This is a genomic window from Pantoea sp. GW821-FHT03E06, from assembly GCF_059420725.1.
This window is the reverse complement of sequence record NZ_JBWKUG010000003.1, coordinates 112,050-127,952: the sequence shown is the minus strand read 5'-3', so window position 1 is coordinate 127,952 and position 15,903 is coordinate 112,050. Positions and strand designations below refer to the sequence as shown.

The following is a 15,903-nucleotide window of genomic DNA, read 5'->3' as shown; positions in this document are numbered from 1 at the left end:
CCATCTTTTACCTCAGGATCGCGTGCATGCCTTATGGCGCTGTCACTGTCCCTGCTGCCGTTGGCAGCGATGCTTTCCGCGCCGGCGCAGGCGGACGAGCTGATGAAATGGGAGCGCGTGCCGCTGCAAATTCCCCTCAAAGCGGGTCAGGAAGGCGTGATTTTCGTTGATAAAAACGTGCGCGTGGGTTTCCCGCCGGCACTAAATGGAAAATTGCGCGTACAGAGCACCGGCGGCGCGGTCTACCTCAAAGCCGACAGTGATTTTCCTCAGACTCGCCTGCAGCTGCAGGACATGGAAAGCGGTGAGGTTATTCTGCTGGACGTCCGTACAACGGCCACCGCGTCAGCCGAACCGGTTAAAATCGTTTACAGCGGTGACGTCAGCACCCTCAGCAGTGCAGCCGCCGGCACCGGAGAGAAAACCGCCAGCGACAGCAACAGCACGCAGGCGAAGCGTAAAAAAGTCAGCTATAAGGCTCCCGTTCCGGTACTGCTGACGCGCTATGCAGCCCAGAATCTGTATGCACCGGTGCGCACCGTTGAAGCCGTGCCTGGCATTCATCCCGTTAATCCGCACCTGCCATCACGCATTACGACGTTGTACCCCTCGGCTCCCGTGACCGTGTCACCTGTAGCCGGCTGGGGCGTGGCCGGTCGCACCGTCATCGCGCTGAGGATACGCAACAGCTCATCACTGAAGGTTGTGCTCGATCCGCGTGAACTGCAGGGCCAGTTTGTCACGGCCACCTTTCAGCACCGCTGGGTGGGTGCCGCCGGCACGCCGGAGGACACCACCACGCTGTACCTGGTCACCGCCGGTCGTCCTGATGACGCTTTTGTACGTGAGCCATCCGTAACCCATAAGGCTGCTACCCGCCCTGCCCAGAAGGTGATCCGCTATGAAAATTAAGTCAAACGGACTGGTTAAAGTGCTGGTTCCGGCCATTCTGGTTGGCGGCGGATTCATTGCGGTGAAAAGTTATAACAGCAAGCCGCAGGAGCCCGCCACACAGGCTGCACATGCACAGACGGACGACGCGCTGAAAAACCTGTCTCCGCAGGAGCTCAAAGCGCTCGGCATCGAGGGCGACACGCCGCAGGATACGCTGAAAACCATCGTGGGCTCGCTAAACGCCGTTCGTCAGCAGCAGGATTCTCTTAACAAGCAGAATGCCAGACTGCTGGATGAAAATGAAAAGTTACGTGAGCGCAATACCAACGTTTCCGGCCAGGTTAATGAAGCGGTTCAGGGCGTGGAGAAAAGCTATCACGAGCGTGAAAGCCAGATGCGCCAGCAGCAGAACGTCCTGACGTCAAAAATCAACGAGCTGACGAATAAACTGCAGAATGCCGGGAAGGGTATTGCAGACAAGGCAAAAGGCACTGACAGTGATATCCCGCTGGGTCTGGGTCTCGACGGCATGGGTGCCGCCGGTGGTAATGCCCCGGCCTCCGGCAGCGATGGCCTGATGTGGGTCACGCCGCAGGACAACCCCTCGACGTCCCCGGCGCAGAAAAATGGCGCGTCGGACAGCAGCGCCGGCGGTTCACAGTTCCCGACGTCTTTTCTCAGTGAAAACGCGCTGACGAAGCAAAAAGGCACCTATGAACAGCAGGTAAAGGGTTCCACCGCTGAAAAAGGCGCGGAAGAGGAGGCCGAACCGGTGTATACGCTGCCGGAGAACTCCACGCTGATTGGCAGCCGCGCCATGACGGCACTGCTCGGCCGCGTGCCGATCAATGGCACCGTAACCGACCCGTATCCCTTTAAGGTACTCATTGGTAAAGACAACCTGACGGCCAACGGCATCGAGCTGCCGGACGTTGAGGGTGCGATCGTCTCCGGCACCGCCTCAGGCGACTGGACCCTGTCCTGCGTGCGTGGTCAGGTCAACAGCGTCACCTTTGTGTTCACTGACGGCACCGTACGTACTCTGCCGAAGCCGGACCGCAGCGGCGAAGGCGGCAATAACAGCAATCAGAACGGCGGCAAAGAGACCGGCATCAGTGGCGGCATCGGCTGGATTTCTGATGAAAACGGGATCCCCTGCATTTCCGGCACACGCAAGTCTAATGCCTCAAGCTATCTGCCAACGATCGGACTGCTGGGTGCCGCTGGGGCTGCGGGTGACGCCATCGGCCAGAATCAGACGACAAGCCAGACCAACGCCTACGGCGGTGTTACCTCTACGCTCACCGGCGACGCCGGGCAGGCCGTTCTGGGCAAGGCGATTTCAGGCAGTTCTGATGAAATTACCGAGTGGGTCAAACAGCGCTACGGGCAGACCTTTGACGCTATTTACGTACAGCCGGGGGCAAAACTTGCCGTACACATTACCCGAGAGCTGGCGATCGACTACGAAGATAAGGGCCGCAGGGTGCGTTACGACTTCACCCTGCCGGGCGAAGACGGCAGCACTGGCGGACTGGACTGAGGAGAATGACCATGGGTATTACTGCAAAATTCGGGATTTTCATGATTATTGCAGCCAGCGCGCTTGCCGGCTGCTCCACTAACAAAGATGAAATGCTGCCGCCGGGTAACAGCAACATGCTGGAGCTGTGGAAAGGCACCGACGGTGAATCAGGTGTCTCGCGCGGCAGTGAAGCCCGCAGCACGCTGCGCCGTGGCCTTTCTGACAGCGAGCAGCAGGCCGCACTAAGCGACGATCGCAGCTTCAGCCGCACGCAGGAATCAGAAATCAGCCAGCAGTTCCCGCGACTGCCTAATCCTGACATGGTGATGTACGTATTCCCTCATCTCGCTCAGGGAAACACCCCCGTGCCCGGTTACAGCACCGTTTTCCCCTTCTATGACCAGACGCAGTACGCCATGCCTGGCGAACGTACGGAGGCGCTGTAATGTTCGGACTCTTTAAAAGGAAATCCCCTGAAAAAAACCGTCACTTATCTGACGCTTCTGAGCAGGCCGGTCCGGAGCCCGTTGTCCGTCCCGGTAAAATGTCACAGGCCGATGAAAAACGCGTTTACTCGCATAATCCGTCCATCGTTGATTATCTGCCGTGGGCAGAGTTTCTGGATGAGGAGCAGTGCCTGCTGCTTGATGATGGTATCTCAGTGGGTGCCGTCTATGAAGTGACGCCGGCGGCAACCGAAGGCCGTCCTGACGAGCGCCTGGAGCAGATCCGCGACGTGGTGGAAGATGCGCTGCAGGACAGCTTTGACGACCTGGCGAGCAATCCGTGGATCGTTCAGTTCTACTGTCAGGATGAAAATAACGTCGATGCCTATCTTGACCGTCTGCGCGGCTACGTCAGGCCGCACGCGCAGGGCAGCGGGTTTACCGAGGCGTGGATCAGGGAAACCGAACAGCATATGCGCGGGATTGCGCGTCCTGAAGGTCTGTTTGAAGACAAACTGATCACCGGCCAGCCGTGGCGCGGGCAGCAGCGACGCACGCGCATGGTTATCTACCGCTGGGCGACAAAAAACAGCGTTGATTTGATGTCACCCATCGGCATGCTGAATCAGGCGTGCGAGCGCCTCTGCAGCGCCTTTTCCAGCGTCAACATCTACTGCACGCGCCAGAATGGTCTGCAGGTTCACGCCTGGCTGCTGCGGATGTTCAATCCTGCGCCCGAGGGCATGAATAAAGAAGCGTTTTACCGCGCGGCGGCCTATGAAGACAGCCGCGAAACGCCTGCAGGCATGATCCCCGTAGAGAATGATTTCGCCGAAACCCTGCTGTTCACGCCGCCACGTTCTGACGTTGAAAACGGGGTGTGGTGGCTGGATAACATTGCCCATTCAGCCATTTCCGTGGAGCGCCTGCGTAAACCCCCTGAGCCCGGCACGCTTACCGGCGAAAAGAGCCGGGGTGAAAAGAAAATTAACGCGCTGATGGACACATTCCCCGAAGGCACCATGCTGTGCATGACGGTTGTCGCAGAGCCGCAGGACACGCTGGAAGAGAAGTTTAACCGCCTAGCGAAAAACGCCATCGGCGAGAATACTGAGTCGGGTCGCGTCCGTCAGGATGTCGCTGCGGTCAAGGAGCTGCTGGGGAACCGCCACAAACTGTATCGCGCGGCCATCACCTTTATCCTGCGGGCAAAAGACACGCCCGAAATGAACCGCAAGCGCATCGAGCTCAGCACCGTACTGCTGAACGAAGGGCTGCAGCCGGTACGCGCTGAACATGAAACCGGCCCGCTTAACACCTGGCTGCGTGCGCTGCCTATGTGCTTTAACCCGCAGCATGACAGGAAAAACTGGTATACCCGCCTGACGTGGGTTCAGCACCTTGCCGGGCTGCTGCCCGTCACCGGCCGCGAAACCGGGACCGGCAACGCCGGATTCAGCTTTTTTAACCGTGGCGGCGATGTGCTGGATTTTGATCCCCTGAACAAGGATGACCGCTCTCAGAACGCGCACATGCTGCTGTTCGGACCGACCGGCGCAGGTAAATCCGCCACGCTCTGCTCGATGCTCTGTCAGCTGATGGCCGTGCACCGCCCGCGCCTGTTCATCGCGGAGGCCGGTAACAGTTTCGGGCTGACCGCTGACTACTTTGAAAGTCTGGGCCTTACGGTTAACAAGGTCAGCGTCAAACCCGGCAGCGGCGTATCGCTGCCCCCCTTCGCTGATGCGCATAAGCTGTTTGACGGCGACGCTCCCGCACCGGCAATTGATGAGAGTGATCTGCCGGATATTGAAGACGATCCGGATGATGATGAAGAGAACGGTAAGCGCGACATTCTGGGCGAGATGGAAATTTCTGCCCGAATGATGATTACCGGCGGCGACCCGAAAGAAGATGCCGCGCTGAAACGTGCCGACCGCGCCATGATCCGCGAGGCGCTGATTATGGCCGCGCGTAAAACCCTGGATGAAGGCCGCCAGATGCTGCCGGGCGACCTGCAGAATGCGCTTAACGCCATTTCACTGAAGACTGAAAGCGGCAACGGGCAGGTACGTAATGAAACACGCCGGGCGAAAGCGGCTGAAATGGCCGAATCCCTGGGTATGTTTACGCAGCAGGGGAGCTTTGAGGCTGAGCTCTTTAACCAGGAGGGTTCTTTGTGGCCAGAGGCTGACGTTACGCTGATTGACCTCGCGCACCTTGCACGTGAAGGGTACGAGGCGCAGATGGCGCTGACGATGGTGTCGCTGACCAACACCATCAACAACATTGCCGAACGTGACCAGTACCTTGAGCGCGACATTGTATTTACTGTGGATGAGGCGCACGTTGTGACGGTTAACCCACTTCTCGCCCCCTATATGACTAAAGTGGTCAAGATGTGGCGTAAGCTTGGCGCATGGCTGTGGCTTGCCACACAGAACCTCGAGGATTACCCGAACGCGGCCGGCAAGATGCTGAATATGGCGGAGTGGTGGATCTGCCTGACGATGCCGAAAAAAGAGGTGGAGGATATTGCCCGCTTCCGGACGCTTTCAGAAGAGCAAAAAGCCGTACTGCTTTCCGCCAGTAAGCTCTCACGGTGCTATACCGAAGGCGTGGTGCTCTCGAAGAAAATTGAAGCGCTGTTTCGCGCTGTTCCGCCCAGCCTTTACCTCGCGCTCGGGATGACGGAGAAAGAAGAGAAGGCCGAACGTAAAGCGCTGATGCGTAAACATAACTGTTCTGAGCTGGATGCTGCTATTCTCGTAGCGAAAAAACTGGATCGTCTGCGTGGATTGATGACGGAAGATGCGGCCGGAATGCCCGAACACAATGATAAGAGAGAGATGCTGACCGCATGATTAAGCTCAAGTATGCGCAACCTCTGACCCAGCGCCCTGCGCCGGACGACACGCCAACCCCTGCTATGTTCAGCCTGCATCCGCAGGGGGAGCCTGCGATGACGGCAACGACGGCAGAGCGACTGAGCGCAATGGAGAACGCGCTGAGGTCAAGGCTGCAACCGCCGGTAACGATCACATGTAACCCGCATCGTATCGGTAAGAGCAGCTGCGTGTCGGTTCATCTTGAGGACAGCAGGGGCAAGCGTGCGGACATTCTGCTGACGCAGGAAGGTCGCGCCGGACTCCCGCTGGATCACGAATTTTACTCGCCGCGCTGGCATGTAAACGTGCCTGACGCAGCTGATATGGTTTTCCTGACGCTATGGATCAACACCATTTTTTCTGACTGAGATCAACGTCAGCATGTAACCGGCCTCAAGGCCGGTTTTTTTGCCCAAACATGGGCATAAAAAAAAGGTTGCTGCTTAGGCCAATGTGGCATTCAGCGCTGATAAAGCCGAACCCATTCGATGATCTCATTAAGCTGTGCATTATCCAGCTCCGCACAGTTAGCAAAAATAGCTTCTGCTACACGACCCTGTTGTTTTTCCGTCGTTGAGCCAATTCCAGCATCTCCGCTCATGCCCTGCTGACCGTTATCGGTTAGCACACGTCTTCCAGTTGAAGTTAAAAACTGCTGTGGCTTAATTTCCATCGTAGCATCTCTATTGAGTGATAAGGCGTCATGATCTGACTATACCTGGCGGGATCTTGTGCTACCAGCGTAAACGGACAAATGATGGAAATATCTGCCTCAGTAATTTTCAAAACCGGGAAAAGAGTTTACTGCTGAAAGCCTGACCACGCGCTGCCACTCTGACGGCCTGTTACCGTAACGGAGATCCGCTATGCGACTCAGGCTATTACACTCACTTTTCCTGTTTTTACCTTTTCAGTTGATGGCCGGCACCGTTGTGTATACCGATGCCGATCATCCCCCTCAGAATCTGACTGATGAAAGCTCGGTTGTCTGGCTTGATGGCCCCGACCGCCTGCAGGACTCCATTTTCGGCAAACTGCCTGCAGATCCTCAGATGGCCGCTCAGCAGGCCCGCGAAATCATTCAGTCGCCGCAATGGCCCGGACAGCAGGAGCAGATTGCTCAGGCATATCGGCAGGTTGTGCATGCCTGGGAGATCGGGCTGCATAAGTTCCCCGCCGTCGTTTTCGATGATCGGGATGTGGTTTATGGCACGTCCGACGTTGCCCGGGCTGCCACGCTTCGCAGTCAGGGGGGGTAAATGATGCGTTTATCCCCCGGAACACACTTCAGCGCCGCCGGTGTTGCCACCGTGCTGGTAGCAGCTGCGGCTCCGGCCACGGTGTCTGCCATTAATACTGCCGGCATCATTGCCAGCGCCATCACCCAGGACTGCATCAGCTGGCGCGTCAGCGGCATCTGTTACTGGCTGATGTGCACGCCCTTTGGCTGTTCGGTGAAAACCTCCGTTAAGGTGACGCACTTCATTCCTGAAGTGGTAGTGTCCACCTACACCGGCCCGGGCGGGAATCCCTGGACAGAAATGGCGTTTATGAGCGGCGCGTCCGGTACGATCGATAACGCGCTGACCAGCGGTGCGCCAGCCGGCGGCGGTAACGCCGCCGATATCAAGACTCCCGGGCAGCGCAAATCGAACATCAAATTCAAGTACGCCGATGCGATAGGCCACCCTGCCACCTCCGTCATTGGCGGCAGCATTGCCGGTTACTCGTGCGATACCGCCGCCACGCCATTAAATCCCTACTTTCTGAGCACGCTGGATTCACTTGTCTGGCGATCGGGATTGCCTGAATCGCTCTATCCCGAGGCGCTGGTTCCCGGCCAGCGCGAACTGGGCAGCCAGGTCAGCGCCAACATGTGGGGCAATATTTATCCCCGATCCGGCTTCGTCAGCCAGACAGACGATGACAAAGCCTCCGCCGTGGTTGCGCAGCGGGTCGCCGACATTATCACCCGCTCCGGGCAGCCTCACGTTTATCAGGTACTGAAGGGCACGCATAAAGCCGGTTACTGGCCGCCCGGAGAGGTGAAAGAAAACACGGGCACGGCGAATCATAAATGGCAGCGCCTGTCGCCTACGCTTTCCGCTTCCTGCGCCGTCTTTCCGGACGGCGCGTATCCCATTGCTCAGGACGGCAACGAAGCCTATGCGCTCTGGCAGCCCTACAGCTGCTGCAAGCGACGCGGCCAGACCTTCCTCTATTCAACTGACTTCTGAGAGGCACAATGTCACCAGTTAAATTCAAATCGGCTGCGCTTGCCCTGTGCATTGCGTCCGCAGCGGCATCCGCGCAGGCGGATGATGATAACCAGTCCGGCGCATTCGGTATTTCACTGCCCTCCGTGAACAACAGCGCTATAGGGTACGGCAAGGACGTCAGCGGTGCGATTTCTGACAAGCTCTACTATACGCTCGGCGGCGGCTCTGTAATTTCGCAGCCGGCAACGCGCAGCAGCATGCGTAAAATCGGTATGAGCGCTGGCTGGAGCAGCGATCTGATGTGCGGCAACTTCGACCTGAAAACGACCGTCGGTAATCAGCTCAACGGCGTAACAAACGGCTTCAAAAACCTCATGGGCGACGTGGTGCAGAACGCCACCGGTGCCGTCGCCAGCCTGCCGGCAATGATTATCCAGCGTGCCAATCCCGGCCTGTACGACATGCTCACAAACGGCGTGCTGCAGGCAAACGTCTCTTTTGATAAAGCCCAGCTCAACTGCCAGAACATGTCGAAGCGCATGATGGATTTTGCCGGCAACAACAAATGGACACAGGGCGCGGTAATGGATGAGTACCGAGCGCTTGTTAACAGTGGAGACGCTGATGCTGTCCGCGTGAATAACTCAGCGGACAAGCTGCAGGGTAACTCAGGCCAGAACTGGATCGGCGGACAAAAACGGGGCGGTCAGGGGCAGAAGGCAATCCGGCCAACGCATGACTTAACCGCTGCGGGATTCAACATGATGAACAGCCTGCCGGTACTGAGCTCTGACACGGTCAGCAGCAACAGCTGTAACGGAGGTGCCTGCGGAAAATATGCGAGTGCTGAAGAAGCGGCTAAAGCCGTGGTTCAGGTTGTGGGAGACAGCTCCCTGCGCACCTGCAGCGACGCATCTCAGTGTACCAGCGGCGATGACGAACAGCAGCCGGGGGCTACTCAGGCTGGCACCGGCTTTGCGCCGATCCTGGAAGAGACCACAAAAGAGAATACTGAACAGCTGGTTAAACTCGTTAACGGCACCGAGCAGCCCAACGCGACGAACCTGGCAAAACTCAAAACCGGCAGTTTGCCCATCACTGCAGGTGTCATCAGAGCACTGCAGAGAGATCCTGACAACGCCGCCCTGACCGCCCGCCTCGCCGGCGAGCTGGCGATGGCGGACACGGTTGAAACCGCGCTGATTATGCGCCGTATGATCGTTACAGGCATGTCTGAGCCCAACGCTGCCGCGCAGAATGCGGCCATTGAGGAAGGCGATCGTCGCGTTGCGGCCATCGATCGCGAGATCACCGCATTACGCAACGAAATGGAGCTCAAGCGCGAGCTGTCCCGCAATTCCGTGCTCACCATTATCGATCGGGAAAACGGGCGCGTTAACAGTAATCCGCAGACGCAGAGCGATGACAGCACAGATAACCGTATTAACCGTCTGGCCGTGCCTGAAACGGAAAACAACTGATGAGAGCGCATCCTGTGAAAACTGATAACGGGGCGCAACGCGCCTCATTCTTCCGCCGGCATCCCGCGCTGTTTCGCGTGCTGTCTACTGCCGGCGCTCTGCTGGCATTCCTGCTGGCCGGGCTCATTGTCGCGGACCAGGCTATCAAAGATCCTGCTCAGGCCGCTGCATTTCATGACTGGATGGAGCATGCCCGCTATGGCTGGCTGGTATGGCGCCTGGCTGTTTATGGTGCGCTGGCGTGGGGATTTTTGAAAGTTTTCCGTGCACCGGGCTTCGGCCCGCAACACCGCCAGCCGCTTATTCGTATTGCGGCTGTCAGCGTCATTTTTGCCGTTGTCTGTGAACTGGTGCTGCTTGGCGGCACGGGAGCGTCCTGATGCTGACTAACAGCTACCTGGAATATTTCCTTACCCTGCTCGGCTGGGTGGTTAACAACGGACTCTGGAATATTCTCATCACAACCGGCCTGTTTGCCGCGCCTGTCGCTTTCCGGCTTATCGGCATCTGGCAGAAAGTACGTGAAGAAGGTGAAGATGAGGGTAATAAAGGTGCCCTGTCCATACCCCGCATGGAACATGCGATTTACAGCTCTTTTCTGGTGATGATTGCCTGTTGTATGCCGCTGATGAACGTCGATATGAGCACGATAAAATATGACACGTCGCGTGCGCAGAGCTGCGGGACGTGGACGCCAAAAGCGCCTGATGACACGGGATATTCACCGGTCATATCGAGCATTAACGATCAGACGGCTGCCGCGCCGGTCTGGTGGTATCTGATTCACAAGTTGGCAAAGGGCATTACGCAGGCGTCTGTTGCCACAATCCCGTGCCGTCCGGACATGCGTCAGCTCCGCTTTGAGGTTCAGCACACGCGGATTAACAACAAATCACTTGCCGAAGAGCTGCAGGACTTTACCAACGACTGCTATTCGCTCGCGCTGTATATGTGGAAGCGTCAGGATCAGGGGCAGACAAAAGACAAGGCCACGCTGCGTGACATTGAGTGGATAGGCAGCAAAACCTTCCTCAGTAATTATTACGGCAGCCTGCAATCGAAAACGCCCCGGGCGGAATTTGCCTGGAACGAAGGCCGCGATAGCGGAAGGCCGGAAACCGGCCGGGGTGGCTACCCAACCTGCAGCGAATGGTGGAATAAAGCGGATACCGGACTGCAGGCCCGCGTCGTCGATCAGGCTGACCCGGGATTGTGGACCCGTCTGTCGGCATCCATGACGATGATTGGGGGAAACTCGGCAGACTATAAGGAGGCTATTATCCGCCGCCTGGTCAGCCCTGAGAGTCTGACCGTATCACAGGGCGGACACGTCTATGCCGGCTACGGAGGCAACGCTGATTTCACGATTGATAACTCCGTAGCCCGCGTGGCTGCGATCGGCGGCACCGCGTTAGGCAGTCTGGCAGCGTTTCCGGCATTCGATGCCATGCGCCAGGCGCTACCAATGGTGCAGGCTGTATTGCTTATGGCGGTGGTGGTGATTCTGCCGCTTATTCTGGCGTTCTCAGCCTATGAAATTAAGACCGTCATTACGCTTACGTTTGTGCTTTTTGCCCTTAACTTCCTGACGTTCTGGTGGGAGCTGGCTCGATGGCTCGACAGCTGGCTGCTAACAGCGTTATACAGTTCTGACACACACAGCAGCTTTAACATGGCAGGTTTTCAGAACAGTTCGGATGACTTGATCATGAACTTTGTTATGGCCACGATGTTTCTTGTACTACCTGCAGTGTGGATGGGGGCTCTGTCATGGGCGGGTATCAGAATAGGCAGCACTTTAGACGGTGCATTTAAAAGTGGAACCTCTCAGGTTCAAAAGAGTGGGGGAGAAGCGGTAGAGAAGGCAAAAGGAGCAGTGAAAATCTAATTAAACCGACGGTTAGTTTAGCATCGGCTAATCGTCGTCTTCTCTGTCTAACCTCGAAGCAGTTACCGTAATATCGTCAGGACCGCTGTAAAAACCATCTCCGTCATTCCCGCTTCTGAATTGCCCACCTGCAGCACAGGAACTGTTAGATGACGTAGTATCCAAAGCATCTAATGCACTTAACTGAATGTGGCGAACCATATAAACGAAAGCAGCAACAATGATGATTACGGTGCCGATTGCAAATCCCGCAACTATGGCCAAAGTCAGGAGTATAAGAACGGAAAAGGGCACGGCAGATTTTCCTATCGATGCCGGTATATTTTTCCTGTCTGCCCAGGTAGCAAAGCGGTTATCTGAATCATAGTAGACACGAGATAGGCGCTTCCAGACAGATGCAGCTTTTGTTCCGCGAGTATATGCGGCTGAACTCATACGTACCTCAATTGAATTTGCCTTAAGCTGACGATACCGAAAGTTAATCAGAATTGCACATTGAGTTAAAACAGTAGCCTGTAGTTACAACACACATAAATAGATCTATTAACATCCACACCGAGCCGAACCTGAAACCCCGCGCCCCTCTCAACCCGGACCTGCGCCGTACCTGCACCCCGGTTGCCCCCGCTGATCAGCCGCCGCCCGGCCCGGAGGGCCGGAACAGAGTCGCTTTGTAGATGGATGTTGTAACTTTAGATTTGGGTAGCGGTAAGACTGAGCCCTGCGGTACGTATCTTTCGTCTGCGACCGTCCAGCTAATTCGCGCCTGAAAGGCCGCTGCTTAAACGGCGTCTGACAGATACAAGCTACCGTGTTAAGTTCAGTGACTGTCGCTGAAAGTTATGATTAACACCCCCCTAAGCGTCAGCAGCAAGCTGCCGCCGCCAAGGCCCCGGAAATCACGCCCTTCACGTCGCAAGCGCCGTAAAGCCCGCTCACCGGGGTAAAAGGGGTTACATAAACTTCTTCATCGTTGGTAGCTGGGTTAGGTTAATCAGGGCGAGGGATGGGATTGCAGAATATACAGGTCCGAAACCGGCTACGCCGGGCGTACGGCGCCGTTTACCATCCGAGTCATATGTGACGTCATCAGGCGCCTCCATGACGCTGACACGTCATTCAGAAGGCCGGCTGCGCACTGCTCGCCGGCCGGAATCACGTTAAGTAGGGGTTTTAAGATACATTATGTCCGCTGTGTGCCAATAGCGGACATTACGAACCTGGAATGTTAGCCTGCAATCTGAAACTCAGTGTAGGAGGTGTATTAATCGGATTGTACTTAAGGCTCGATACATATGATTGGCAGAATTTATCCATGCACTAAGGATGAGTCTTAACTCATACCCTTAGAGCGTTTAAAATCAACTTGAATGCAGGAAGAGCCTGCCTTCTACTTGGATAATAAAGATGGTAACCAGGAAATGTGGGTGACCAGTCCTCAAGTACAGGTATTAATTTTCCCTCTCTGATATATTTTTGCACCACATCCTCAGGAGCATACGCCAGCCCGTACCCTGCAAGCGCCGCCGATAACAGTTGAGGCGAAGTATTGAATATCATCTGGCCGGATACCTGAACTTTCAGCTCCTGCCCGTCTTTCTCAAACTCCCAGGCGAACAGGCCTCCGTGTGTGGAAAGCCGCAAATTTGCGCAGTTGTGTGAAGTCAGATCTTGTGGCGTTTCTGGCTTAGGATGTCTGGAAAAGTAATCAGGAGAGCCAACAACGATCATGCGAAAATCAGGAGAGATACGCATGGCAATCATATCTTTGGCAATCTGATCCCCGACACGGACTCCCGCATCGAAACGACCGGTCACAATGTCGATCAATCCATAGTCTATGTTGATTTCAAGCGTGATATCCGGGTACTCCCTCAATAACGTTGAAAGCTTTGGCCAGAGGATAGTGGTTGCCGCATGGTCATGAGCGGTGATGCGTATCATACCTCCTGGCTTCTCGCGCAGCTCTCCCAAAGAGGTAAGCTCGGTCTCAATCCCATCATAGTAGGGAGCAAGATTGGCAAGCAGTCGTTCTCCCGCCTCTGTTGGCACTGCCCCCCGGGTTGTCCGGGTCAGAAGACGTATCCCCAGCCTTTCCTCCAGACCTCGAATGCTATGACTGATTGCTGATTGTGAAACGCCCAGGTGCGCCGCGGCCCGCGTGAAGCTTTTTTCACGCGCTACCGTAATGAAAACAGCAAGATGATTGAAATCCGTATGATTCATTATTAGTTCCACTCATGTCGGTTATCTGATTATGCCACTTCAGTAATGACCAGTCATTCTTTAGAGTAAATGAACACCACCTAATCAAGCCGTGCTTGTGAGGTGTTCAATCCATAAACAGGAGACTCATTATGCAAAAGCGACAATTAGGTAACAGTGGCCTTGAAGTATCGGCAATTGGCCTGGGATGTATGGGACTGACCTTTGGCTACGGGCCTGCGACAGACAAAGCTGAAGCCATCAAACTTATCCGTACAGCTTATGAGCGCGGCGTAACGCTGTTCGACACTGCAGAAGCGTATGGTCAGATCAATGAAGAAATGGTCGGGGAAGCTGTGGCACCGTTCCGTGACCAGATCGTTATCGCTACAAAATTCGGTTTCAAAGAGGGTAATGCAGCGGCGGGACTCGACAGTCGTCCTGAGCGTATTCGTACTGTCGTTGAACAGTCCCTTAAGCGGCTGAAAACGGATTACATCGATCTCTTTTACCAGCATCGTGTGGATCCAAACGTGCCAATGGAAGATGTCGCCGGAGCCGTACGCGACCTGATTCAGGAAGGAAAGGTGAAATATTTTGGGATGTGTGAGGCGGGCGTAAAAGCTATTCGTGACGCACATGCTGTTCAGCCGCTGTCCGCACTGCAGAGTGAATACTCTATGTTCACCCGTGAACCTGAAGACGTCATTATCCCGACGCTGGAAGAGCTGGGTATCGGCTTCATTCCTTTCAGCCCGCTGGGTAAAGGCTTTCTTACAGGAAAGATTGATGGTGCAACCACCTTTGCTGAAGGAGATGTCCGAAATAATCTGCCGCGTTTTGCTGACGAAGCCCGTCAGGCCAACCATAACCTTGTCGCCCTGATCGGTAAAGTTGCTGAGCGTAAACAAGCAACCCCGGCACAGATTGCTTTAGCCTGGTTGCTGGCTCAAAAACCATGGATTGCTCCGATCCCCGGCACCACAAAACTCCACCGTCTCGAAGAAAATGTAGGCGGGGCTGCAGTTGAACTCACGGCCGCAGACCTGCAGGAAATTGCAGATGTGCTGGCAAAAGTTCCCGTCCAGGGCGAGCGTTATAACGCTGCAATGATGAAGTCCATTAACCGCTAAGCCTTGCTTCATTAACCGGCGACGCCATGTCGCCGGTATCCTCCCCCGTATTCATTCTCAGAGGACATCATCATGACGACCCAATCTCTTAAAGGCCGTATCGCACTGGTCACCGGCGGAACAACCGGCCTGGGTTTCGGTGCAGCGAAGCGACTGATTGAACACGGCGCAACAGTCTATATCACTGGCCGTCGACAGAACGTGCTGGACGAGGCAGTAACCAAACTGGGCAACTCCGCCAGAGCTATATGTGCGGATGTCTCAAGTAAAGAAGACATGCTGCGTGCGGCTGCCACCATTAAAGCCGAACAGGGGCATCTGGATATTTTGTTCGCTAATGCGGGTGGTGGCCACGCCACGCCACTCGAAGAACTGACCGAAGATCAGATCGACAGCGAACTGAGCATAAATGTCAAAGGTGTTGTACTCACTATGCAGAGCATGCTGGACGTGCTTCGTGACGGTTCCTCCGTAGTGCTGAATGCGTCGATTACTGCAGATATGGGGTTACCTGGATTTGCTGTTTATGCCGCGACCAAAGCGGCAGTGCGTTCACTGGCTCGCAGCTGGACCACGGATCTAAAAGGGCGAGATATCCGGGTCAATACCATAAGTCCCGGTGTAGTCCCGACCGAGGGTTACAGCAACGAACAGAAAATGAGTGACAACGATATTGCCTCATATGCTGAGCGAGTTTCCGCAGAAATACCGGCCGGGCGCGTGGGCACCGCGGCAGATATCGCGGATGCGTTGATTTTTCTGGTATCAGACTCGAGTACTTACATCCGTGGCATTGACCTGATAGTCGATGGCGGTATGACCCGTGTTTATGCCGGTAAGAACTGAGGAAATGACGATGCAGAAAATAAAATCGGAAGAACGCCACATCATCTGTGAACTGCGATGTGAACCTGAAAATCGTGAGCGCGTTAAAGAGCTGGTCCTGAAATTTGTTGAGCCTGCACGCCTTGAAGCCGGTTGCCTTTATTACGATTTTTATCAAAAAATCGATGAACCCGACACGTTTTATATTATTGACGGCTGGGTAAACCAGGATGCAGTAACCAGCCATGCGGAAAACCCGCATGTTGCAGAAGTTATGTCATACCTGCAACCGCTGCTGACATTCGGACCTTCTGTCAGTCTCATTACCCGTGTCAGTGACTGATAAGGGTAACCCCTCGCTTTCTTATTCATAGCATCACGTATGCTTCCTCTAAGCCA

The 15,903-nt window shown here is 55.3% G+C and carries 16 protein-coding genes; 13 read left to right on the top strand and 3 right to left on the bottom strand.

The window, feature by feature from the left end:
• Positions 1-33: 33 nt before the first annotated feature.
• From AC07WB_RS23515 to AC07WB_RS23495, 5 genes are read left to right on the top strand one after another with little or no spacing between them, the layout of a single operon-like run.
• Positions 34-912: a TIGR03749 family integrating conjugative element protein gene (locus AC07WB_RS23515; RefSeq protein WP_494941517.1), complete on the top strand. Its 879-nt coding sequence runs from the start codon at positions 34-36 to the stop codon at positions 910-912.
• Positions 902-2,437, top strand: a complete 1,536-nt coding sequence (locus AC07WB_RS23510; protein WP_494941516.1) for a TIGR03752 family integrating conjugative element protein — start codon at positions 902-904, stop codon at positions 2,435-2,437. The genes AC07WB_RS23515 and AC07WB_RS23510 overlap by 11 nt, the downstream gene beginning before the upstream one ends.
• Before the next feature lie 11 nt (positions 2,438-2,448).
• A complete protein-coding gene (locus AC07WB_RS23505) occupies positions 2,449-2,865 on the top strand; it encodes a TIGR03751 family conjugal transfer lipoprotein (protein ID WP_277978012.1) in 417 nt (138 codons plus the stop codon).
• A complete protein-coding gene (locus AC07WB_RS23500) occupies positions 2,865-5,729 on the top strand; it encodes a conjugative transfer ATPase (protein ID WP_494941515.1) in 2,865 nt (954 codons plus the stop codon). The genes AC07WB_RS23505 and AC07WB_RS23500 overlap by 1 nt, the downstream gene beginning before the upstream one ends.
• Positions 5,726-6,121, top strand: a complete 396-nt coding sequence (locus AC07WB_RS23495; protein WP_494941514.1) for a hypothetical protein — start codon at positions 5,726-5,728, stop codon at positions 6,119-6,121. The genes AC07WB_RS23500 and AC07WB_RS23495 overlap by 4 nt, the downstream gene beginning before the upstream one ends.
• Before the next feature lie 92 nt (positions 6,122-6,213).
• Here the strand turns inward: AC07WB_RS23495 and AC07WB_RS23490 are convergent, their stop codons facing one another.
• The gene (locus tag AC07WB_RS23490) at positions 6,214-6,426 is read right to left on the bottom strand and encodes a hypothetical protein (protein ID WP_494941513.1); all 213 of its coding nucleotides are present in this window, start codon (positions 6,424-6,426) and stop codon (positions 6,214-6,216) included.
• Positions 6,427-6,619: 193 nt separating this feature from the next.
• Here AC07WB_RS23490 and AC07WB_RS23485 point away from each other — a divergent pair, with 193 nt between their 5' ends.
• The 5 genes from AC07WB_RS23485 to AC07WB_RS23465 are packed head-to-tail and all read left to right on the top strand — an operon-like array spanning position 6,620 to position 11,341.
• Entirely contained in the window at positions 6,620-7,012 is a 393-nt protein-coding gene (locus AC07WB_RS23485) for a TIGR03757 family integrating conjugative element protein (RefSeq protein WP_494941512.1), read from the top strand.
• Positions 7,013-7,990: a TIGR03756 family integrating conjugative element protein gene (locus tag AC07WB_RS23480; protein ID WP_494941511.1), complete on the top strand. Its 978-nt coding sequence runs from the start codon at positions 7,013-7,015 to the stop codon at positions 7,988-7,990. It abuts the gene before it with no gap.
• Between the two features lie 8 nt (positions 7,991-7,998).
• Positions 7,999-9,453, top strand: coding sequence for an integrating conjugative element protein (locus AC07WB_RS23475; protein ID WP_494941510.1), 1,455 nt, complete (start codon positions 7,999-8,001; stop codon positions 9,451-9,453).
• Entirely contained in the window at positions 9,453-9,833 is a 381-nt protein-coding gene (locus AC07WB_RS23470) for a hypothetical protein (RefSeq protein ID WP_494941509.1), read from the top strand. Before AC07WB_RS23475 ends, AC07WB_RS23470 begins: the two co-directional genes overlap by 1 nt.
• Positions 9,833-11,341 (top strand): conjugal transfer protein TraG N-terminal domain-containing protein, encoded by a 1,509-nt coding sequence (locus AC07WB_RS23465; protein WP_494941508.1) that lies wholly within the window; start codon positions 9,833-9,835, stop codon positions 11,339-11,341. Before AC07WB_RS23470 ends, AC07WB_RS23465 begins: the two co-directional genes overlap by 1 nt.
• 27 nt (positions 11,342-11,368) lie before the next feature.
• Here AC07WB_RS23465 and AC07WB_RS23460 read toward each other — a convergent pair whose 3' ends face one another.
• Complete coding sequence (locus AC07WB_RS23460; protein WP_152929147.1) at positions 11,369-11,776, bottom strand: hypothetical protein; 408 nt, start codon at positions 11,774-11,776, stop codon at positions 11,369-11,371.
• A 903-nt stretch (positions 11,777-12,679) separates the two neighbouring features.
• Entirely contained in the window at positions 12,680-13,567 is an 888-nt protein-coding gene (locus tag AC07WB_RS23455; RefSeq protein ID WP_034458343.1) for a LysR family transcriptional regulator, read from the bottom strand.
• A 131-nt stretch (positions 13,568-13,698) separates the two neighbouring features.
• Here AC07WB_RS23455 and AC07WB_RS23450 point away from each other — a divergent pair, with 131 nt between their 5' ends.
• From AC07WB_RS23450 to AC07WB_RS23440, 3 genes are all read left to right on the top strand, one after another.
• Positions 13,699-14,679, top strand: coding sequence for an aldo/keto reductase (locus tag AC07WB_RS23450; RefSeq protein WP_494941507.1), 981 nt, complete (start codon positions 13,699-13,701; stop codon positions 14,677-14,679).
• A gap of 72 nt (positions 14,680-14,751) precedes the next feature.
• Complete coding sequence (locus tag AC07WB_RS23445) at positions 14,752-15,525, top strand: SDR family oxidoreductase (protein ID WP_034458340.1); 774 nt, start codon at positions 14,752-14,754, stop codon at positions 15,523-15,525.
• Between the two features lie 10 nt (positions 15,526-15,535).
• Positions 15,536-15,847, top strand: a complete 312-nt coding sequence (locus AC07WB_RS23440) for a putative quinol monooxygenase (RefSeq protein ID WP_034458338.1) — start codon at positions 15,536-15,538, stop codon at positions 15,845-15,847.
• Positions 15,848-15,903 lie beyond the last annotated feature (56 nt).

Bases quoted from the DNA above. Each gene is read 5' to 3' on its own strand.
- AC07WB_RS23515 (WP_494941517.1), top strand. From the start codon at position 34: ATGGCGCTGTCACTGTCCCTGCTGCCGTTGGCAGCGATGCTTTCCGCG.
- AC07WB_RS23510 (WP_494941516.1), top strand. From the start codon at position 902: ATGAAAATTAAGTCAAACGGACTGGTTAAAGTGCTGGTTCCGGCCATT.
- AC07WB_RS23505 (WP_277978012.1), top strand. From the start codon at position 2,449: ATGGGTATTACTGCAAAATTCGGGATTTTCATGATTATTGCAGCCAGC.
- AC07WB_RS23500 (WP_494941515.1), top strand. From the start codon at position 2,865: ATGTTCGGACTCTTTAAAAGGAAATCCCCTGAAAAAAACCGTCACTTA.
- AC07WB_RS23495 (WP_494941514.1), top strand. From the start codon at position 5,726: ATGATTAAGCTCAAGTATGCGCAACCTCTGACCCAGCGCCCTGCGCCG.
- AC07WB_RS23490 (WP_494941513.1), bottom strand. From the start codon at position 6,426: ATGGAAATTAAGCCACAGCAGTTTTTAACTTCAACTGGAAGACGTGTG.
- AC07WB_RS23485 (WP_494941512.1), top strand. From the start codon at position 6,620: ATGCGACTCAGGCTATTACACTCACTTTTCCTGTTTTTACCTTTTCAG.
- AC07WB_RS23480 (WP_494941511.1), top strand. From the start codon at position 7,013: ATGATGCGTTTATCCCCCGGAACACACTTCAGCGCCGCCGGTGTTGCC.
- AC07WB_RS23475 (WP_494941510.1), top strand. From the start codon at position 7,999: ATGTCACCAGTTAAATTCAAATCGGCTGCGCTTGCCCTGTGCATTGCG.
- AC07WB_RS23470 (WP_494941509.1), top strand. From the start codon at position 9,453: ATGAGAGCGCATCCTGTGAAAACTGATAACGGGGCGCAACGCGCCTCA.
- AC07WB_RS23465 (WP_494941508.1), top strand. From the start codon at position 9,833: ATGCTGACTAACAGCTACCTGGAATATTTCCTTACCCTGCTCGGCTGG.
- AC07WB_RS23460 (WP_152929147.1), bottom strand. From the start codon at position 11,776: ATGAGTTCAGCCGCATATACTCGCGGAACAAAAGCTGCATCTGTCTGG.
- AC07WB_RS23455 (WP_034458343.1), bottom strand. From the start codon at position 13,567: ATGAATCATACGGATTTCAATCATCTTGCTGTTTTCATTACGGTAGCG.
- AC07WB_RS23450 (WP_494941507.1), top strand. From the start codon at position 13,699: ATGCAAAAGCGACAATTAGGTAACAGTGGCCTTGAAGTATCGGCAATT.
- AC07WB_RS23445 (WP_034458340.1), top strand. From the start codon at position 14,752: ATGACGACCCAATCTCTTAAAGGCCGTATCGCACTGGTCACCGGCGGA.
- AC07WB_RS23440 (WP_034458338.1), top strand. From the start codon at position 15,536: ATGCAGAAAATAAAATCGGAAGAACGCCACATCATCTGTGAACTGCGA.